Source organism: Pontibacillus chungwhensis, from assembly GCF_030166655.1.
In the GTDB taxonomy this organism is placed as follows: Bacteria; Bacillota; Bacilli; order Bacillales; family BH030062; genus Pontibacillus.
Genome location: NZ_CP126446.1, coordinates 3,829,502 through 3,849,158, shown reverse-complemented (window position 1 = coordinate 3,849,158; position 19,657 = coordinate 3,829,502). Strand labels below are relative to the sequence as shown.

Below are 19,657 nucleotides of genomic sequence, written 5' to 3'. Positions count from 1 at the left end.
TTGGGCTGTTGCACCAGTGGTATGGACTTGGTATGCTATGTAAGGAAAAGGTGTTAAATTCCTATGTCAGAGAATTGGAACGTATGATGGTGTAAACACTATACGATGTGATTCTGTGAAAGTATATAAAGGAGGACTAGTCCATGCCGCTAGTATCAATGAAAGAAATGTTAGAAACGGCTAAAGAAAACCGTTATGGTGTTGGCCAATTTAACCTAAACAACTTGGAGTACGCTCAAGCGATTCTTCAGGCTGCTGAAGAAGAGAAATCTCCAGTAATCTTAGGTGTATCTGAAGGCGCAGCACGTTACATGGGTGGCTTCAAAGTTGTTGTATCAATGGTAGAAGCACTTATGGAATCTTACGGTACAACAGTTCCAGTTGCGATTCACTTAGACCACGGTTCTAGCTTCGAAAAATGTGCGGAAGCAATCCACGCTGGTTTCACATCTGTAATGATCGATGCTTCTCATGATCCTTTAGAAGAAAACATCGCTGTTACGAAGAAAGTTGTTGAATTAGCTCATATCCACGGTGTATCTGTTGAAGCAGAACTTGGCCGTGTTGGTGGTCAGGAAGACGATCTAATCGTTGACGATGCTGAAGCAGCATACGCAATTCCATCTGAGTGTAAGCAACTTGTTGATGAAACAAACGTTGACGTATTCGCTCCAGCATTAGGTTCTGTTCACGGACCTTACAAAGGTGAACCTAACCTAGGCTTCGACCGTATGGAAGAAATCATGGGTCTTGTAGACAAGCCTCTAGTTCTTCATGGTGGTACTGGAATCCCAACTGCTGACATTCAAAAAGCAATCTCCTTCGGTACTGCGAAAATTAACGTAAACACTGAGAACCAAGTATCCCAAGGTAAAGCGATTCGCGAAGTTCTTGCTGAAAAGCCTGACCTTTACGATCCTCGTAAATACATGGGTCCTGGTCGCGACGCGATCAAAGCAACTGTAATCGGCAAAATGCGCGAATTCGGTTCTTCTCAGAAGGCATAGTAAACAAAAGAGTAACCGCCGCTAGTTCGGCGGTTTCCTTTTATATAAAATGAAAACGTTTTAAATGGCGAAAGTACTAGTTATATAGATCTAAAGAGTGGTTTCTGTTCACTTAAATGGGAAGTGAACAGCTCACATAAATAATTGCACATCATTAGGGGAGGAAATTCACATGAAATTTTTTATCGACACAGCGAACATTGACGAAATCCGCGAGGCAAACGCATTAGGAATCCTAGCAGGAGTTACAACAAACCCTTCACTAGTTGCGAAAGAGAAAAACGTTTCGTTTCATGACCGTTTAAAAGAAATCACAGATGAAGTAGAAGGATCTGTAAGCGCAGAAGTTATGGCAGAAGATGCAGAAGGAATGTTGCGCGAAGCAGAGGAATTAGTAAAGATTGCACCGAATATTACAATTAAGGTTCCAATGACGCTTGAAGGACTAAAAGCTGTTAAGAAATTATCAGAAAAGGGCGTTAAAACAAACGTAACGCTTATCTTTAATGCCAACCAAGCGCTTTTAGCTGCGCGCGCTGGTGCCACATACGTATCACCATTCTTAGGTCGCCTGGATGACATCGGTCAAAACGGGATGGACTTAATCGCGCAAATCGCAGAGATTTTCGACCGTCACAGCATTGATTCAGAAATTATCGCTGCATCTGTTCGTCATCCAATGCACGTAACAGAAGCCGCTTTACATGGTGCGCATATTGCGACTATTCCATTGAAAGTTATTACTCAGTTAGTAAAACATCCACTAACTGATCAAGGTATTGAAAAGTTCAAGAACGATTGGAATAAATAAATCGTGCATGAACTTGGAAATATTGTGCAAAATAAGCCTAATCTAAAATAGGCTTTACATGAAAGAAGGGAGTCCGTCATGGAAAAATTGCTTGTTGAAGGAGGTCACTCTCTCAAAGGGAAGGTACGCGTCAGCGGAGCGAAGAACAGTGCGGTCGCATTACTACCGGCTGCTATTCTAGCTGAATCACCTGTAACAATTGAGGGGTTACCGAATATTTCTGATGTTGACACTCTAAGCCACTTACTGCAGGAAATAGGAGGGCGCGTTTCTAAACGTGGCCAAGATATTTATATTGATCCTTCAGACATGATCTCGATGCCCCTGCCAAACGGACGGGTAAAGAAGCTTCGCGCTTCTTACTACTTTATGGGGGCGATGTTAGGTCGCTTTAAGAAAGCTGTAATCGGCTTACCTGGAGGATGCCATTTAGGTCCTCGCCCAATTGACCAGCACATTAAAGGTTTTGAAGCTCTTGGGGCTCAAGTTACCAATGAGCAAGGAGCAATTTACCTTAGAGCAGAAGAATTACGTGGAGCACGCATTTACCTTGATGTGGTGAGTGTTGGTGCAACCATTAACATTATGCTTGCAGCTGTAAAGGCAAAAGGGAAAACGATTATTGAAAATGCTGCTAAGGAACCGGAGATTATTGATGTTGCGACTCTTTTAACTAGCATGGGGGCTAAAATTAAAGGAGCAGGAACAGATGTGATTCGTATTGAGGGCGTTGACCATTTAAGTGGCTGCCAGCATACGATCATTCCGGACCGTATTGAAGCAGGGACGTATACAATCATGGCAGCGGCTAAGGGAGAGGAAGTCATTATTGATAATGTCATCCCTCTACACTTAGAATCCTTGATTGCGAAATTAAGAGAGATGGGGATTGTAGTGGAAACCGGAGATGATCAACTCCTTGTCAGACGTTCAAATCCTTTGACAAGCGTGGATATTAAGACACTCGTCTATCCAGGGTTCCCGACGGATCTCCAGCAGCCTTTTACCTCACTTTTAACACAAGCAAGAGGGACAGGCGTTGTAACGGATACGATTTATCAAGCACGCTTTAAACACATTGATGAACTGCGTCGTATGAATGCAGACATCAAAGTGGAAGGAAGTTCGGCCATTGTAAATGGGCCGATAACCCTTCAAGGGGCTAAGGTAAAAGCAAGCGACTTACGAGCAGGTGCTGCTCTTGTCGCAGCAGGTTTAATGGCGAACGGCGTAACAGAAATCACAGGTCTTGAACACATCGACCGGGGATATGAGAACTTAGTAGAGAAACTCTCTGACCTTGGTGCTGTGATCTGGCGTGAGAAAATGACTGAAGCCGAAATCGAACAATTTCAAAATTCTTAAACGTGTGTTCCATGGAGATGTGGGTGATCAACCAACGTAAAGCGTGAGGGGAGAGGCTCTTGTGGGAGGGAGCTTCTCTTAAGCCACGCTTACAAACAAGGGGAGGAATTACCATGGAAAGAAGTTTAACGATGGAATTAGTACGCGTCACAGAGGCCGCGGCGCTTGCGTCAGCGCGCTGGATGGGACGAGGAAAGAAAGATGAAGCGGATGACGCAGCCACAAGCGCTATGCGTGACGTCTTTGATACAATTCCAATGAAAGGCACAGTGGTGATCGGAGAAGGGGAAATGGACGAGGCTCCTATGCTTTATATAGGAGAGAAGCTCGGAAATGGATACGGCCCCCGTGTCGATGTAGCGGTTGATCCTTTAGAAGGAACCAACATCGTGGCACAAGGGACGTGGAATGCACTTTCTGTTCTCGCTGTAGCTGATCATAGTAAACTTCTTCACGCACCAGATATGTACATGGAGAAACTAGCCGTTGGACCGGAGGCAGTCGGCTTAGTCGACATTAATGCTTCCGTTGAAGAGAATTTAAAGGCAGTGGCAAAAGCCAAGAACAAAGATGTCGAGGATGTTGTGGCCATTGTATTGAACAGAAAGCGTCACGAAGGGTTGATCGAAGAGATCAGACAGGCGGGCGCACGCATTAAGCTCATTTCTGATGGAGATGTAGCAGCGGCGATCAATACAGCATTCGATCATACAGGCGTAGATATTTTGTTCGGAAGCGGAGGAGCTCCAGAAGGCGTTTTAGCAGCAGCCGCTCTGAAATGTTTAGGTGGAGAAATTCAAGGGAAATTACTCCCGGAGAACGCTGAACAAGAAGAACGTTGTATGAAGATGGGCATCGATGATATTCACAAAGTGTTACATATGGATGACTTTTGTGGAGGCGACGACGCCATTTTCGCCGCAACAGGCGTTACAGATGGTGAATTGCTCAGAGGTGTACAGTTCAAAGGTGTGCATGCGACGACCCAAACGGTTGTCATGCGCGCGAAATCAGGAACGGTTCGCTTTATAGATGGCGACCATTCTCTGAAAAAGAAACCAAATCTAGTAATTAAACCATAAAAAAGATAGACTAAGCGACTGCTTCATCACGTATGAGTAGTCGCTTACCTATTCATAAAGAACTTCTTCTTCTACTCTTAAAAATCACTCTCATAAAGGGTGCGCTCATTTTTTTTAATCTGGAGTTGAATAAACAGATGGATTAGGGTTAAAATGATAGTTGTTTAAAAAGCATCCATAAAAATTCGTTTTTTAAACCCCGTTGGCAAACTTCTATTCTAGCTTCTAAAGACTTCCTTCAATTAAAAAAGATCCATTTTTTATCCATTGCAGAAGCTATATTCGAACTGTTTCCTTTCATAGATTATAAAAATAAATAAACATAGGTGTGGTGATATTGTGTCCGTTTCACTATCCATATCGCATCTTGAGACCTTAAATTTAAAGGAACTCTATTCCTTAGCACGTGAATATAAAGTCTCTTACTATGCGAAATTAACGAAACGAGAATTAATCTTTGCGATCTTAAAGGCGCAAGCTGAAAAAGATGGCTTCCTATTCATGGACGGAATTCTAGAAATTATCCCTTCAGAAGGCTTTGGTTTCTTACGTCCGATTAATTACTCTCCAAGTGCAGAAGATATTTATATTTCAGCGTCACAAATCCGTCGTTTCGATCTTCGAAATGGGGATAAGGTGTCGGGTAAAGTACGTCCGCCAAAAGAAAATGAGCGCTACTATGGCCTTCTTCACGTTGATGCTGTTAACGGCGAAGACCCTGATTCCGCAAAAGAGCGTGTACACTTCCCGGCTCTAACGCCACTATATCCTGATCGTATGATGGGACTTGAAACTGAGACGAAAAAGCTTTCAACGAGAATTATCGACCTCATGACACCGGTTGGTTTCGGTCAGCGTGGTCTTGTAGTAGCACCACCAAAAGCCGGTAAAACCATGCTACTGAAACAAATTGCAAACAGCATCTCTCAAAACCATCCTGATTCTAAGTTAATCATCCTTCTTGTAGACGAGCGTCCGGAAGAAGTAACGGATATTGAGCGTTCTGTTCAGCCGGATGTGGATGTTGTCAGTTCAACATTTGATGAAGTTCCAGAGAACCATATTAAGGTATCAGAGCTTGTGCTAGAGCGTGCAATGCGTCTTGTTGAGCATAAGAAAGACGTCATTATCTTAATGGATAGCATTACGCGTCTGGCTCGTGCCTATAACCTCGTGATCCCGCCAAGTGGACGAACGCTGTCTGGTGGTATTGACCCTGCGGCATTCCACCGTCCGAAACGTTTCTTCGGTGCTGCCCGTAATATCGAAGAAGGCGGTAGTCTAACGATCCTGGCGACAGCTCTTGTTGATACAGGCTCTCGTATGGACGACGTTATTTATGAAGAATTCAAAGGAACCGGAAATATGGAGCTTCACTTAGATCGTTCTCTTGCAGAACGCCGTATCTTCCCTGCGATTGATATCAAGCGCTCAGGTACGCGTAAAGAAGAACTGCTCCTGCCAAAACCGCATCTTGAGAAGATCTGGGCGATCCGCAAAACGATGGGCGACCAGCACGACTTCGTCGACCGCTTCTTGCGTCGTTTGAAATCTTCGAAGAATAACGACGAATTTTTCCAACTCATGGATGAAGAAATGAAGGGTAAAAACTCTTCACGTCGTTCATAGCAAGGATTTATAGCAAATATTGAAACAAACAGAGCTCCTTTTAAGTCGTCGAATGGCTGTTGCATTTAAGAGGGGCTACTGTTATAATCTTTCTATGTGAGTTTAAGTTCGGCTGGGTCGATCCAGCCAATTAAAACCTCTTAGAATAACTCTGTTTCCTAAGGACGCAGGGCAAAAAGGAGTGGAAAAGCATGAAGGAAGGAATTCACCCGAATTACCGTAAGGTCGTATTCTTAGATACGAGCTCTGACTACAAATTCCTAACGGGTTCAACGTTACATTCTGATGAAACTGTTGAATGGGAAGATGGTAACACTTACCCTCTAATCCGTGTGGAAATTAGCTCAGCTTCACACCCATTCTACACTGGTAAGCAAAAAGCTGACAAAGCTGGTGGCCGTGTAGATCGCTTTAAGAAAAAATACAACCTTGGCTAAGTTGCGATTCGTCGCTTAGTTTTGGAGATAAAAAACAGGCAAATTGTCTAACCTTTTGCCTGTTTTTTTATGCCATGAATAGCTTGAAGGGTGAATTCTTAAACCAGTTATTAGGCGATTCCCCCTTTTGATATAGAGTTTTGATAGTACCCAACAAAGTGGTACATGATAAGAAAAAGGAACGAGGAAGAGAAGGGAGAGACCGGCTTGTGCATGTGATGAAACACAGCGGTTGGATTGAAGTGATTTGTGGGAGTATGTTTTCAGGGAAATCAGAAGAGCTGATTCGCCGCGTCCGCCGTGCTACATACGGAAACCTTTCCGTAAAAGTATTTAAACCAGCTCTAGATAACCGTTACGCAGAGGATTCCATCGTGAGTCACAATGGAACGTCTGTATTAGCTCGACCATTAGACCATTCAACGGAGATTCTTGATGTGGTAGATGAAAATGTAGATGTTGTAGGGATCGATGAAGTTCAGTTCTTCGATGATCATGTCGTTGAGGTTGCTCAAACCCTTGCTGATCGAGGACACCGCGTCATCGTTGCCGGTTTGGATCTAGATTTTCGTGGAGAACCGTTTGGATGTATGCCAACCTTTATGGCAGTCAGTGAATCCGTTACGAAATTATCAGCAATCTGTCCAGTATGCGGATCCCCCGCAACCCGGACACAGCGCTTAATTGATGGCCGTCCTGCCTCATATGACGAACCGATCATCTTAGTCGGTGCCTCCGAATCATATGAGCCTCGTTGCCGCCATCACCATGAAGTACCCAACAAACCCAGGCACATCGTAAAAGCGACCCAAACCCAAAAATCATAACCAAACGCCCTTTCCACAACGGAAGGGGCTTTTTAGTGCACTAAAGCAGTACATGGTGTCAGACACCCTTTCGCACGGTACCGCACTACAGTGCTTTTCTTCCTCGATTTACCGTTTGTGTTCAAACATAGTCCTGATTCTTATGGAGAAGCTATTAGAAACAAGCTGAAAAGGAGGTTTCTCCATGAGAATAGCTTTAGTGTCAGTAGGTTTAGCAGCCGCCGTGTTACTAAGCGCATGCGCATCAAATCCACAGGCGACAGATGAAGTGCAGGATGTTCAATTCTTTGCACGGAACACGGATTCCATGATGCACCATGAGCCGAAGCGTTCCCGAAATTTGCAATCAGATAATCCGATGCAGATTAACCAAGTGGGGGAGACTTGGGGACTTCGTAAAGATCGTGAGAAAGTATATGAAGCAGTCGACACTCTAGAAGGCGTTAAGGTGCGCCGTGTGATCTTCAATAAAGATGTCGTGCGCGTCAGGGTCACAGTAGATGAAGACATTAAGAGCAATGACGAGCGCATGGTAACAACCCAAAACATTAAAACAGCCATCCAGCGCGCCCTTCCTCGTTACAACATCCGAGTGAAAATTGTCGATTAACTATAGTAAGCTAAAGGGTGTCAGACACCCGTCGCTGCTTTACAGCAATAAAGAAGGAGGTCAGCTACAAGTAGCTGACCTTTTTACATAAGGCCAGAAGGGAAAGGATTTAAAAAATGTGCGGTTATGACTTCTTTTGACTCCCTTTATCGCCTATACTATAATTAGACTGTTATGGACAAAAAAGAGGTGGATGCAAGTGTTAGATAGACTTCAAACCTTAGAAGATCGGTATGAAAAACTAAATGAATTGCTTAGCGACCCGGAAATCGTGAACGATTCAAACAAACTACGTGAATACTCGAAAGAGCAAGCGGGCCTTGAAGAAACGGTTCAAGTTTACCGCGAATACAAAGATACGGTTCAGCAGCTTGATGACGCCAAAGCCATGCTTGAAGAAGATCTTGATGATGAGATGAAAGAAATGACGAAAGAAGAGATTTCTGAACTCTCTGCAGAGAAAGACAAGATGGAAGAGCGCCTTAAGATCCTTCTTATCCCGAAAGATCCAAATGACGATAAGAACGTTATTATGGAAGTTCGTGGTGCAGCGGGTGGCGATGAAGCAGCCTTGTTTGCTGGAGACCTTTATCGCATGTACTCCCGTTATGCAGAAGCAAATGGCTGGAAGACAGAAGTCATTGAAGCTCATGAAAGTGAAGTAGGCGGATATAAAGAGATTATCTTTATGATAAACGGGAGTGGCGCATTCTCCAAGCTGAAGTTCGAAAATGGTGCACACCGCGTACAACGTGTACCACAAACGGAATCTGGAGGCCGTATTCACACGTCTACAGCGACTGTCGCTTGTCTGCCAGAAGCAGAAGAAGTCGAAGTCGACATTAATGAGAAAGAAATTCGAGTGGATACGTTCGCATCAAGTGGACCAGGAGGACAGAGTGTTAACACCACTATGTCTGCCGTTCGTCTAACGCACGAACCAACTGGAATCGTTGCTTCTTGTCAGGATGAAAAATCCCAGATCAAGAACAAAGAGAAAGCCATGAAGATCTTACGTGCACGTATTTATGAGAAATTCCAACAGGAAGAACAAGCGAAGTATGATGAGAACCGTAAGTCTGCTGTTGGTTCAGGGGATCGTTCTGAGCGTATTCGTACGTACAACTTCCCACAAAACCGTGTGACCGATCACCGTATTGGGTTAACGATTCAGAAGCTTGATAAGATTCTTGAAGGTAACCTAAACGAGATCACAGAAGCGTTGATTATGGAAGAACAAACAAAAGCGCTTGCTTCGATCGGAGAATAACATGTCGAATCAAACAATTTGGGAAGCCCGTCGCTGGGCTTCCTCTTTTTTAACGGAGAGAGATCGAGAAGCAAACGTGGCGGATTTATTACTGATGCACCATTTAGAATGCAGCCGTGCCCAGCTCCTTGCAAATGGAAGGGATGGAATCGATCCTGAGCTTTTTGCTCAGTTCGAGAAAGATATCCGCACCCATGCAGAAGAAGGCGTCCCTGTTCAGCATCTAATCGGGCAAGAAGAGTTTTACGGTCGTGACTTTATCGTGAATGGTCACGTTCTGATCCCTCGCCCAGAAACAGAAGAGCTTATTGTAGCAGTGACGGATCAGCTGAAAAAGAAAGGCTGGAGTGACCAGACGCTGAACATGGTGGATATAGGAACAGGTAGTGGCATTATTGCGATTACACTCGCGCTAGAGCTACAACGCGTCTCCATGAAAGCTGTCGATTTATCCCCTGAGGCGCTAAAAGTTGCAAGAGAGAATGCAACGAGTCTTGGAGCAGAGATTTCCTTCTATGAGGGAAGCTTCCTCGAGCCAATTGTAGAAACAGGGGAGAAGATGGATGTGATCGTCTCTAATCCCCCGTACATTCCAGAATCTGACCGCTCAAGCTTATCTGATGTGGTCGTCAATCACGATCCTGAACTAGCGCTATTTGCTGACGATAACGGACTTGCTGCTTACCGAGCAATTGTGAGTCAGGTTCCAAAAGTAAAAGCAGAAGAAACACTCCTTGCCTTTGAAATCGGCCATAACCAAGGAGAAGATGTTTCCGCTATTATTCACGAAACTTTCCCATACGCCAACTTAAACGTCATACAAGACATCAACCAAAAAGACCGCATCATCCTAGCCTGGCTCTAAAACGAGCCAGGCTTTTTCTATGCACAGCTTTAAAGCACACCAGCGTGTCAGACACGCCCCGTTCTTGTACAGTACTAAAGGGTGTCAGACACGCTCCGTTCTTGTACAGCACTAAAGGGTGTCAGACACGCCCCGTTCTTGTACAGCACTAAAGGGTGTAGACACGCCCCGTTTTTATACAGCACTAAAGCGTGTCAGACACCCTTTCCCCCTTCACCCTACTAAAGTGATAGTTTTAAATTTTAGTAGATTTTTGGGTATAGGGGGGTGGTTTGCTGTTCATACTGGTTGTAAGAGAAAAGGACGAAGCAAAACATAAAGGGGACGGGGGATATGAATATGTTGAAGAAGGTGAATGTAAAGAAAGCGGTTGGTGTTGCGTTGTTGGTTGTGCTTTGTGCGGTATTGTTTCCTTATACATTGGAAGGGTATAATGAGGCGCCTGACCGTGGCACGGATATTCAAGTCATTCCAGATCAAGCCATTCGTTTACGCATTCTAGCAAATAGTGACCGTGATCGAGATCAGGCGATTAAACGAAAAGTAAGAGACGCCGTCAATGCTGAGATCACCGTTTGGGTCGAGGAGTTAACCTCTATTGAAGCAGCTCGTGAACTAATTCAGAGCCGACTAGGTGAATTAGAGGAAATTGTGGATAACGTGTTGAAAGAAGAAGGTGTTCAAACATCTTACACTGTGGATTACGGGAAGCATGTAGAATTTCCGGCTAAACTTTATGGAACGTATCTTTACCCAGCTGGTGAATATGAAGCAATCTTAATTACGTTAGGTAATGGAGATGGAGCCAACTGGTGGTGTGTGCTATTCCCACCACTTTGCTTCCTTGATTTCAATAACGGCACATCAGTAGCTGCAGAAACAACAGATGAACCGGCTCAAGAGATCGAAGAGGAGCAGTCCACAACGAAAGAAGAGCCAAAAGAAGAAGTAGACTCAAGTGCAAAAGCAGAGCGAGAAAAAGTCGAAGTGAAGTTCTTCTTAACCGAGTGGTTTAGCTTTTTATAGAAATCTATCATATTCTCTCTAGCATTTCATATAGATAGTAGTAACAATGCCAGGGAGGGAATTATATGATTGAACTTACTCATATAAAAGATCATAAAGAATCCACAATGGAAGATTTCTTTGGGGATAAGCTAGAACAGCTAACAGATCGGGAGCGCTTAATGGAACACGGACACATCGTCACATTAAACGGCGAGCAGCAAGGATTTGTAGCTCTTGTGCCCGTCGAAGAAGAGTCCGTTTGGCTAAGATCCCTATACTTCCAATCCGGAGTAAGACCAGAGCTTGTCCTCACACTTTTCGAAGTCTTACAGCAACACGTGGAAGAGCAAGGCCTTCAGAAATTATATGTCTTCAGTCATCAACGCACGCTAGAACCATTGCTTCAAACCTATCAGTATCAACAAATAGACTCATCCGCCGTCCCGATTGATGAGAAAGAGTTACCAGCACAAACCGGAAACTGGTGGTGCTATGAATCGAGTAAGAGTTAGTTATTCACACTTGTGGATAACACTTGTTAATAACTTGTGCAAACATGTGGATGAACCCCCCTTTTATTCACATTTGCTATATAAAAAGAGGCTATCCTATAGGATAGCCTCTTCCTGAGTCTAAAAGCCTGCTTTACACAGCCTTCGTTTCTAGAGAAACTTCGATGTTACCGCGTGTCGCTTTAGAATAAGGGCATACATCGTGTGCCTTATTCACAAGTTCTTCAGCTTTAGCTTGGTCAACACCGCTGATCTCAACATGTAAGTTCACGCCAAGACCTAAGCCGTCGTTTCCTTTACCGATATCAACTTTAGCTGTAACCGTTGATTCAATCTGTTCACCAGACTGATCGGCAACAAGGTTTAGTGCGCCATCGAAGCACGCTGAATAGCCACATGCGAATAATTGTTCAGGGTTTGTACCGTCTCCGCCTTGGCCGCCAAGACCTTCTGGCGTAGACAGATTATGTTCAACTTTATTATCAGATGTTGAAACGGAACCTTCGCGTCCGCCTTTTGCTGTTGCTTCTGCTGTATAAAGTACTTTCATGAAAAATCCCTCCATACATTTGTTTGGTTGCACAATTACACTCTACCCGTTTTAAGTAGATCTTACTCATAAGAATAGGTAGAGGACTTGCAGAAAAGGGAGAAGAAAGCTCATAATATAAGAATAATGTTGGCAAACAGAGAAAGGATGCTCGAACCTTGAGTACAACAGAAACGAAATTTTGGACCATCGATCCTCAACATATAAACGATTACGATCAACAAATCCATGAAGCGGCCGAATGTCTTAAAGAGAATCAGGCTGTCGCTTTTCCTACTGAAACGGTGTACGGCCTTGGGGCGAATGCGCTGAATGACGAAGCGGTGCAACACATTTTTGCAGCTAAAGGTCGGCCGGCTGACAATCCGCTTATTGTGCACGTAGCCGATAAAATGCATATTGAAGACGTGGTGACGCATATTCCGGACATCGCCCATAAGCTAATCGATGCCTTTATGCCTGGACCGCTTACCCTTATTTTAGAGAGCAACGGCGCCTGTGCCTCAAATGTAACGGCAGGATTATCTTCTGTGGGCGTCCGGATTCCTGATCATCCGGTAGCCCGTGCATTATTACAAGCGTGCAGGCTCCCGCTCGCTGCGCCGAGTGCGAACCGCTCTGGTCGCCCGAGCCCAACGTCAGCCGATCACGTGTACAAAGATCTGAATGGCCGCGTTGCTGGAATTGTAGACGGGGGCCAGACAGGCGTAGGCGTTGAATCGACCGTTGTGGATTGCACAGGGGACCGTCCGGTAATTTTAAGACCAGGTGGCATTACAAAAGAAGACCTTGAGAGCGTAGTGGGGCCGACGGACTTCGATGCCGCTTTACTAAATCAAAAAGAAAAACCAAAATCACCAGGCATGAAGTATACGCACTATGCCCCTGAAGCCCCTCTTTGGCTTGTAGAAGGAGACCTTGAATTTCTTCAAAGTCAGATTGACCAGCTTAGAGAGAATGACAAACGCGTCGGTGTCATTATCAGTGAGGAACATGTGGATCAAATCGAAGCAGATGAGGTACAGGTATGTGGTTCTCGTGAGCAGTTAAGCGAAGTGGCTGTTCACTTGTATAGCGCCCTGCGCGCGTTTTCTACCGATACCATTGACGTGATCCTATGTGAAAGCTTCCCGGAATACGGGATGGGCTATGCTGTTATGAACCGGTTAAAGAAAGCATCAACTAGCGTTATTACCCAAGACAAATAGCTTCTTCTAAACTCCTCCTTTTTCGCATATGCTGAACTAGCATGTCCCGAGGGGGAGTTTTTTTATGGATTCGTTCACGATTATTGGAGAGATTGTTACGCTTACCATGATGGCAGTAGCATTAGGAATGGATGCTTTTTCAATCGGCCTTGGGATGGGAATGGTTCCGCTCAGGCTTCGAAAAATAGGCACGATCGGACTTACAGTAGGAATATTCCATGTAATCATGCCCTTTATCGGAATGGTAGTCGGCCGATTTCTATCTGCTCAGCTAGGTTCAGTCGCGACAGTAGCCGGAGGGGTATTGCTCCTAATTCTGGGTGCGCAAATGTTTTATTCCTCCTTTCAAAAAGACGACGCGCCTGCGTTCACACCCGTAGGATTTGGCCTCATTATCTTCTCCTTAAGCGTTAGTTTAGACAGCTTCTCAGTCGGGCTAAGTCTCGGAATGTCCGGAGCTCGTACTCTTATAACGCTCGTTTTATTTGGACTCGCCAGTACCGTACTCACATGGGGAGGACTTCTGCTCGGAAGGAAAGTTCAAGGGCTCCTCGGTACCTACTCAGAAATGTTCGGAGGCAGCATCCTTTGCGCATTCGGCCTCCAGCTCATCCTATAAACTTGCTTTAATACGGTAACAAACCCCAGCGTGTCAGACACCCTGCGGTCCTTTAAAGCGAAGACGCGTGCCAGACACCCTTCACTGCACTAAAGCAGTGGAGGGTGTCTGGCATGTTGTCGTTCTCTAAAGCAGGAAAGGATTTTTGATGTTTTGTGAGTACAGATAGTGGTATAGGTATTGTGAGCCTAATTTTTAGGATAAAAAGTGGACAGGGATTGCAGACTAAGAAGGAAGCTGTGGCAGGTAAAGAGGTGCTAGTTGTATGGAATGGTCATTATTGTTAACGGTTTTTGCTATTGGACTTGTCGGTTCTTTCGTATCTGGATTAGTTGGCATAGGCGGTGCCATTGTCAATTATCCGATGGTGCTTTATATCCCACCACTACTGGGCTTCGCTGGTTTCAGCGCCCATGCAGCTGCTGGTATTGTGGCTGTGCAAGTCTTCGTAGCTTCATTTGGAGGCGTATGGGGGTACCGTAAGGGGAACTACCTTCATAAAACGTTAATCGTCTATATGGGCATAAGTATCTTAATCGGTAGCTTATTAGGAGGATTTGGAGCCTCGTACTTATCTGAGAAAGTCGTAAATATTGTGTACGGTGTCCTTGCACTGATTGCCGTAGTCATGATGTTCATCCCGACACACGAACAGACGGAAGGAAAGGATCACCCGGACTTTAACAAATGGGTCGCCTCTATTTCGGCATTTATCGTCGGAATCGGAGCGGGAATCGTCGGTGCAGGCGGAGCTTTTTTACTTGTACCGATTATGCTCAGTATCCTTCACATTCCGACCCGGATGACCATCGCTTCTTCACTGGCCATCACATTTATCTCATCGATTGGCGCTGTAACAGGTAAGCTATTCTCAGGTGATGTACCGATCATGCCTGCAATCGCGATCGGGATTGCAAGCATCATAACCTCTCAACTTGGAGCCGAAGCAGGGAAAAAAGCCAATACGAACGTACTGCAAACGATTCTCGCCGTACTTATAGTCGGCACAGCCATCAAGATATGGTGGGACATTCTTCTTTAACAATGAACAGGAGGGTTTAAAATGGCACTACAACCATTAACTGTAGATGAATTAGCTAAAAAGATTCTGAACAATGAGGAAGTATTTCTTCTCGATATTCGAAAAGAGGAAGACTACGAAGGGTGGGCTGTAGAAGGCCGCAATGTTCGCAGTTTGAATATCCCTTTTAAAACGCTCGAAAGCGATCCTGGTGACGTGAAAGAAAAGCTTCCAAATGACCAACCCGTTTACGTCGTTTGTGCTCGAGGCATTTCTTCACAGAAAGCCGTTGAAATCCTGAAAGAAGCAGGTCTTGAGGAGGTTACCTACCTTGAAGGTGGAATGACCGCCTGGAGTGAACACCTTGAGCCGGTCAAAATTGGGGATCTAACCGGTGGCGGCGAGCTGTATCAGTTCCTTCGCCTCGGAAAAGGGTGCTTATCTTACATGATCATAGCAAACGGCGAGGCAGCTGTTGTGGATGCCAACCGTATGACAGACCACTATAAACAGTTCGCGAAAAAGCACAACATCTCCATTAAACACGTGCTCGATACCCATTTACACGCGGACCATATCTCAGGAGGTAAAGAACTCGCTGACCAAGAAGGCGCCACTTACTGGTTCCCGAAACAAGATGATGTCGGGGTTGAGTTTTCGTATAGTGGTTTAGAAGACGGCACAGAAATCTCCGTTGGCGATGTGAAGGTTGCTGCTTTCTATTCACCAGGTCACACGATCGGAAGCACAAGCTTTATCGTCGATCAGAAATACTTGCTAACAGGCGATATTTTATTCGTTCAATCCATTGGCCGTCCGGACCTTGCCGGGAAAGCAGAAGACTGGGTAGAGGATCTTCGTCAGACGCTTTACAGCCGCTACAAAGATCTGTCTCAGGACTTAATCGTTCTGCCGGCCCACTTTGGTAAAATGGAAGAAGTGAATGAAGAAGGAACGGTGCAAGGGAAGCTGCAGGAGCTTTATAAGCAAAACGATCGTTTGCAGGTAGAGGATGAGAGTGAATTCCGTCACCTTGTGACCGATAACCTTCCGCCTCAGCCAAACAGTCACGAAGAAATTCGCAAAACCAATATGGGTAAAAAGCAACCAGACGCAGACGAACGCCGTGAAATGGAAGTCGGCCCGAACCGCTGCGCTGTATAAATAACTGAGTCGTCCGAATCATGTTCGGGCGGCTTTTTTATCGAAAAAAGACCACACTTCCTGCTACAATAGATATAGGAAAATTGTGGAGGTGGAACGGTGGGGGAGTGCAAGAGGTGTGGTTCTCCGATTGAAGCGGGGGACATATGCGAGAATTGTAAAGAAGAACAAGATTACATACAAAGAAAAAACGAAGAATCGATGTTTGATTACGAGCCAGAACAACCTACATATGAAACGCCGAAAAGAAAGCGGGAGATGGAGGAGCCCGAACCCGTAGAAGAGGCCTCCGTTACTCAACCTGAACGAGTCGAACAAACCGAACCGGAAGACCCTTTCTTATTCGGCGAAAAGACCGAGTCAAAGTCAAAAGAATTCAAGCGCCCAAAAGTAAGATGGGTCGTGTCAGGCCTGCTCCTTATTGTATTGGGCGCAGCTTTTCTCATATACATGCAGATCACTTCGAAGGATACGCTCTATTTTACGATGGATGAGGAAGGGCAACTACAATTCATGAACAGAGCAGGGAAAATCGTGCTTGAAACAGATCGCGAAATCCAACCCACGTTCCCTTATGAGGAAGATGCCAAGGACCTGGGTCCTGAGCATATTGGCAAAGGAATGCAGTTTACAGGAGAACTTTATCCGGCAAGGGTACCTTCAATGGAGGAGGGTCCAACGTTTGGCTATATCAACAAAGAGGGGGAATGGGGGATCGAACCCTCTTTCCAGCAGGCCCTACCTTTCTATGAGGGCCGCGCCCTTGTCATAAAAGACGGATTACGGGGCTTCATAAACGTGGAGGGAGAAATGGTTATTCCAGCCGATTATCATAATGCCAAAGATTTCAAAGAAGGGTACGCCCCTGTGATGGTCGAAGGCTACTGGGGCTATGTGAATAAAGACGGGGATATGGTCATAGAACCTTCTTATGAAGAAGCTTATCATTTCAACGGTGGGGTGGCTCTTGTGAAGAAGGATCGCAGGGCATACTTCATTGATACAGAAGGGAAGAAAATCATGGAGAAAACCTTCCCGGATGCCCGTGCTTTCTCAGAAGGTCTCGCGCCAGTCCGGTTTGAAGAAGGGTGGAGCTTTGGTTATGTTGATGAAGACGGGAATACAAAGATCAAGCCTCAATTCGTCAACGCCTATCCCTTTCATGATGGCTATGCGACCGTATGCCCTGAGGAGAATAAATGCGGCGTGATCAATAAAGGAGGACACATGGTTGTTGAGCCAGAGTTCGAATCGATTGGATGGTTCGTGGATGGACTTGCCTTTGCCTTCACAAACGATCGACAACGTATGGTCTACATTAATACCAAAGGGGAAACCCAATTTGAGGTCGATGCCATGGGCCAAGGCTTTCCGTATTACAATGGATTGGTCCTTACGATAAAAGCAAATGAGAATCCAGAAGAAGATCAGAATCGGTTCTTCTTCCAATACAGAAATAAAAACGGAGAAGTGGTTCATGAATTTGATGGCCTCTAGTAGAAAAAGACCTATCCACTAGGAAAGTGAGGTGACCCAATGAAAGAATGCAAGAAATGTGGCGCACAGATCGAAGAAGGCGAATCGTGCGCCAAATGCAACAAAGACCAGGCCTACATTCAAGACAAGAACGAAGAATCCATGTTCGAGTTTCAACCTCAACGACCTACATACGACCCACCGAAGAAAAAAGAGGTACTTGAACCAATAGAAGAGGAAACAGAAGAACGCCCGCCCCCAGCAGCACCTGAGTCCATCGTCGAAGATGACGATCCCTTTCTGGTCGACCAGGCAAAAGGGCGTAAATCCCAAAGGCGCTCCAAAAGGAAATGGCTTATAGCGGGACTCCTCCTTGTGGTAATGAGTGGAGCTTACCTGCTGTACATTCAACTGACCTCAAACGACACCCTTTATTTCACGGTAAACGAGAACGCTGAACTAGGTTTTGTGGATGAAACAGGGGAACTCGTGCTTGAAACAGGATACAACAGCAATTATCCTCTTTACGGAATTCAACTGACTTCTGGCATAAGAGGGCGTGGCCCTGAGTATATGATGGAAAGCTACTATTTCACGCAACCTCTTTTCCCAGCCGCGAAGGGGGAGATCGGGGGCGATGAGTCTTATACGTTTATAAACCAGCAAGGAGAGCAGGTTTTCGATGAAACGTATGAACAGGCCAAAGCCTTTCATGACGGGCGAGCTTTAGTGGTGAATGATAGAGCGAGAGGTTACATCGACACAGACGGGGAAATGGTGATTGCCACACAATATCGGGGCGCCAAAAGTTTTAAAGATGGCTATGCTCCCGTTGTGAAGAACGAAAAGTGGGGGTACATCAATCGAAGCGGGGACATGGTCATCGAACCCCTCTATAGAGAAGCCTTTCATTTCAATGAGGGTGTAGCTCTTGTGATGCAAGACGACGGGCGCTATCATTATATCGATTCAGATGGTAAGAAACTTATAGACGATACGTTTACTAAAGCGTACGGCTTTTCTGAAGGCCTTGCTCCTGTTCAGGTAAATGGGCAATTTGGCTTTATTAACAAAAAAGGAACGATGAAAATCGAGGCTCAATATGATGAGGCCTACCCGTTTCACGATGATTATGCGACGGTTTGTATAGACCAGAAGTGCGGGGTCATTAACAAAGGCGGGGATCTTGTTATCGAACCAACGTTCAGAGTGATTGGATGGTTCGTAGACGGCCTCGCCCATGCGGTAGCAGAAGGCAAAAGTGGGTATATTGACACGGAAGGGAACTTCGAAATCGAGCTCGAAGGCAATTACGAACACGGCTTTCCTTTTTATAAGGGAACGGCCTTAACGATCAAAAACGTTGAAAACCCTTCAAGAGGAGATGGGATTCGCTATATCTTCCAGTACAGAAATCGAGATGGGGAAATTACCCACGAATTTAAGCCATTTTAACGACAAAACTCCTTTGTTGTATATGAACGAAGGAGTTTTCTTACCTCAGGCGTCTTCCTCGGTTCATATGTTATAATGCAGGTAAGATAAGCACATTAGTGGAGGATTGAGAATGAAGCATATATTGTTTGTGTGCACAGGGAATACATGTAGAAGTCCGATGGCAGAAGCCTTGTTAAGGGAGAAGAATGGAGACATCGAAGTAAGGTCAGCTGGGATCTTTGCTCATAAGGGTTCAAGAGCCTCTAAAGGGACAGAAGAAGCTCTTATGAAGAAAGGGATTTCCCTTAAGCACGAGTCGCAACCTCTTTCACTCGATCTGATGAGGTGGGCGGACCTTGTGTTAACCATGACCGCGCAGCATAAGCAAAGCGTTGTGATGGAGTATCCGCGCTTTGAAGATAACGTGTTTACGCTGAAAGAATACGTTCTCCAGAATGATCACAATCAGTGGCAGCAGCTTAAAGAAGCTTACTCTACTTTAGAAGATAGAAAGGCAGTCTTTTTACAAAAGAATCGCCAAAAATATAACACGCCGCAAGAACTAGAAAAGGCCTTAGTGCAACACCTGAACGAAGAGATCTCACTCATCCGTGAAATCGAAGCAAATCTACCTAACTCTGACATTTCCGATCCATTTGGAGGGGATGCAGATACCTACGAAAAAACGCTTACAGAAATTGAAAAACATGTTGAACTTCTTATCGAAAAATTAGACAATAAGTAGGACAAAGGTTTTTG

Annotated in this window: 20 protein-coding genes; 19 read left to right on the top strand and 1 reads right to left on the bottom strand. The window is 45.1% G+C overall.

Translation table 11 applies throughout. From position 1 onward, the window contains the following. The first annotated feature begins 143 nt into the window (after nt 1-143). From fba to QNI29_RS19530, 12 genes are all read left to right on the top strand, one after another. On the top strand, nt 144-1,007 hold the full coding sequence (gene fba / locus QNI29_RS19585; RefSeq protein WP_231417717.1) for a class II fructose-1,6-bisphosphate aldolase: 864 nt from the start codon (nt 144-146) through the stop codon (nt 1,005-1,007). Between the two features lie 172 nt (nt 1,008-1,179). After that, a complete protein-coding gene (fsa, locus tag QNI29_RS19580; RefSeq protein WP_231417718.1) occupies nt 1,180-1,818 on the top strand; it encodes a fructose-6-phosphate aldolase in 639 nt (212 codons plus the stop codon). Nucleotides 1,819-1,896: 78 nt separating this feature from the next. Continuing rightward, a complete protein-coding gene (locus tag QNI29_RS19575) occupies nt 1,897-3,183 on the top strand; it encodes a UDP-N-acetylglucosamine 1-carboxyvinyltransferase (RefSeq protein ID WP_231417719.1) in 1,287 nt (428 codons plus the stop codon). 113 nt (nt 3,184-3,296) lie between these two features. Continuing rightward, entirely contained in the window at nt 3,297-4,265 is a 969-nt protein-coding gene (glpX, locus tag QNI29_RS19570) for a class II fructose-bisphosphatase (protein WP_231417720.1), read from the top strand. Between the two features lie 339 nt (nt 4,266-4,604). Continuing rightward, nucleotides 4,605-5,894 (top strand): transcription termination factor Rho, encoded by a 1,290-nt coding sequence (gene rho, locus QNI29_RS19565; RefSeq protein WP_231417721.1) that lies wholly within the window; start codon nt 4,605-4,607, stop codon nt 5,892-5,894. 191 nt (nt 5,895-6,085) lie between these two features. Continuing rightward, nucleotides 6,086-6,331 (top strand): type B 50S ribosomal protein L31, encoded by a 246-nt coding sequence (locus QNI29_RS19560; protein WP_036780038.1) that lies wholly within the window; start codon nt 6,086-6,088, stop codon nt 6,329-6,331. Nucleotides 6,332-6,540: 209 nt separating this feature from the next. After that, the gene (locus QNI29_RS19555; RefSeq protein ID WP_231417722.1) at nt 6,541-7,158 is read left to right on the top strand and encodes a thymidine kinase; all 618 of its coding nucleotides are present in this window, start codon (nt 6,541-6,543) and stop codon (nt 7,156-7,158) included. 184 nt (nt 7,159-7,342) lie between these two features. After that, on the top strand, nt 7,343-7,768 hold the full coding sequence (locus QNI29_RS19550; protein WP_231417723.1) for a putative periplasmic lipoprotein: 426 nt from the start codon (nt 7,343-7,345) through the stop codon (nt 7,766-7,768). A gap of 199 nt (nt 7,769-7,967) precedes the next feature. Beyond that, the gene (gene prfA / locus QNI29_RS19545; RefSeq protein WP_231417724.1) at nt 7,968-9,038 is read left to right on the top strand and encodes a peptide chain release factor 1; all 1,071 of its coding nucleotides are present in this window, start codon (nt 7,968-7,970) and stop codon (nt 9,036-9,038) included. Nucleotide 9,039: 1 nt separating this feature from the next. Continuing rightward, nucleotides 9,040-9,903: a peptide chain release factor N(5)-glutamine methyltransferase gene (prmC, locus tag QNI29_RS19540; protein WP_231417725.1), complete on the top strand. Its 864-nt coding sequence runs from the start codon at nt 9,040-9,042 to the stop codon at nt 9,901-9,903. Nucleotides 9,904-10,236: 333 nt separating this feature from the next. Continuing rightward, nucleotides 10,237-10,929 (top strand): stage II sporulation protein R, encoded by a 693-nt coding sequence (gene spoIIR, locus QNI29_RS19535; protein WP_231417726.1) that lies wholly within the window; start codon nt 10,237-10,239, stop codon nt 10,927-10,929. A 65-nt stretch (nt 10,930-10,994) separates the two neighbouring features. Continuing rightward, a complete protein-coding gene (locus QNI29_RS19530; protein ID WP_231417727.1) occupies nt 10,995-11,423 on the top strand; it encodes a GNAT family N-acetyltransferase in 429 nt (142 codons plus the stop codon). A gap of 133 nt (nt 11,424-11,556) precedes the next feature. On the opposite strand, the gene QNI29_RS19525 is transcribed toward QNI29_RS19530, so the two are convergent. Then, a complete protein-coding gene (locus QNI29_RS19525; RefSeq protein WP_284526598.1) occupies nt 11,557-11,973 on the bottom strand; it encodes an organic hydroperoxide resistance protein in 417 nt (138 codons plus the stop codon). 158 nt (nt 11,974-12,131) lie between these two features. On the opposite strand from QNI29_RS19525, the gene QNI29_RS19520 reads away from it, so the two are divergent. The 7 genes from QNI29_RS19520 (at nt 12,132) to QNI29_RS19490 (ending at nt 19,643) form a co-directional block, all read left to right on the top strand. Continuing rightward, a complete protein-coding gene (locus QNI29_RS19520) occupies nt 12,132-13,181 on the top strand; it encodes an L-threonylcarbamoyladenylate synthase (protein ID WP_255688456.1) in 1,050 nt (349 codons plus the stop codon). A gap of 64 nt (nt 13,182-13,245) precedes the next feature. Next, entirely contained in the window at nt 13,246-13,800 is a 555-nt protein-coding gene (locus QNI29_RS19515) for a manganese efflux pump MntP (RefSeq protein WP_231417729.1), read from the top strand. Between the two features lie 265 nt (nt 13,801-14,065). After that, nucleotides 14,066-14,842 (top strand): sulfite exporter TauE/SafE family protein, encoded by a 777-nt coding sequence (locus QNI29_RS19510; protein WP_231417730.1) that lies wholly within the window; start codon nt 14,066-14,068, stop codon nt 14,840-14,842. Between the two features lie 21 nt (nt 14,843-14,863). Further along, nucleotides 14,864-15,985 (top strand): MBL fold metallo-hydrolase, encoded by a 1,122-nt coding sequence (locus QNI29_RS19505; RefSeq protein WP_231417731.1) that lies wholly within the window; start codon nt 14,864-14,866, stop codon nt 15,983-15,985. A gap of 99 nt (nt 15,986-16,084) precedes the next feature. Continuing rightward, on the top strand, nt 16,085-17,482 hold the full coding sequence (locus QNI29_RS19500; protein ID WP_231417732.1) for a WG repeat-containing protein: 1,398 nt from the start codon (nt 16,085-16,087) through the stop codon (nt 17,480-17,482). A 39-nt stretch (nt 17,483-17,521) separates the two neighbouring features. Continuing rightward, nucleotides 17,522-18,916, top strand: coding sequence for a WG repeat-containing protein (locus QNI29_RS19495; protein ID WP_231417733.1), 1,395 nt, complete (start codon nt 17,522-17,524; stop codon nt 18,914-18,916). A 112-nt stretch (nt 18,917-19,028) separates the two neighbouring features. Further along, nucleotides 19,029-19,643: a low molecular weight protein arginine phosphatase gene (locus QNI29_RS19490; protein ID WP_255688459.1), complete on the top strand. Its 615-nt coding sequence runs from the start codon at nt 19,029-19,031 to the stop codon at nt 19,641-19,643. The last annotated feature ends 14 nt before the right edge of the window (nt 19,644-19,657 follow it).

What these genes read in the sequence shown, in the direction of transcription:
- fba (WP_231417717.1), top strand. Translation starts at nt 144, where the DNA reads ATGCCGCTAGTATCAATGAAAGAAATGTTAGAAACGGCTAAAGAAAAC.
- fsa (WP_231417718.1), top strand. Translation starts at nt 1,180, where the DNA reads ATGAAATTTTTTATCGACACAGCGAACATTGACGAAATCCGCGAGGCA.
- QNI29_RS19575 (WP_231417719.1), top strand. Translation starts at nt 1,897, where the DNA reads ATGGAAAAATTGCTTGTTGAAGGAGGTCACTCTCTCAAAGGGAAGGTA.
- glpX (WP_231417720.1), top strand. Translation starts at nt 3,297, where the DNA reads ATGGAAAGAAGTTTAACGATGGAATTAGTACGCGTCACAGAGGCCGCG.
- QNI29_RS19560 (WP_036780038.1), top strand. Translation starts at nt 6,086, where the DNA reads ATGAAGGAAGGAATTCACCCGAATTACCGTAAGGTCGTATTCTTAGAT.
- QNI29_RS19550 (WP_231417723.1), top strand. Translation starts at nt 7,343, where the DNA reads ATGAGAATAGCTTTAGTGTCAGTAGGTTTAGCAGCCGCCGTGTTACTA.
- prmC (WP_231417725.1), top strand. Translation starts at nt 9,040, where the DNA reads ATGTCGAATCAAACAATTTGGGAAGCCCGTCGCTGGGCTTCCTCTTTT.
- spoIIR (WP_231417726.1), top strand. Translation starts at nt 10,237, where the DNA reads ATGAATATGTTGAAGAAGGTGAATGTAAAGAAAGCGGTTGGTGTTGCG.
- QNI29_RS19530 (WP_231417727.1), top strand. Translation starts at nt 10,995, where the DNA reads ATGATTGAACTTACTCATATAAAAGATCATAAAGAATCCACAATGGAA.
- QNI29_RS19525 (WP_284526598.1), bottom strand. Translation starts at nt 11,973, where the DNA reads ATGAAAGTACTTTATACAGCAGAAGCAACAGCAAAAGGCGGACGCGAA.
- QNI29_RS19515 (WP_231417729.1), top strand. Translation starts at nt 13,246, where the DNA reads ATGGATTCGTTCACGATTATTGGAGAGATTGTTACGCTTACCATGATG.
- QNI29_RS19510 (WP_231417730.1), top strand. Translation starts at nt 14,066, where the DNA reads ATGGAATGGTCATTATTGTTAACGGTTTTTGCTATTGGACTTGTCGGT.
- QNI29_RS19505 (WP_231417731.1), top strand. Translation starts at nt 14,864, where the DNA reads ATGGCACTACAACCATTAACTGTAGATGAATTAGCTAAAAAGATTCTG.
- QNI29_RS19495 (WP_231417733.1), top strand. Translation starts at nt 17,522, where the DNA reads ATGAAAGAATGCAAGAAATGTGGCGCACAGATCGAAGAAGGCGAATCG.
- QNI29_RS19490 (WP_255688459.1), top strand. Translation starts at nt 19,029, where the DNA reads ATGAAGCATATATTGTTTGTGTGCACAGGGAATACATGTAGAAGTCCG.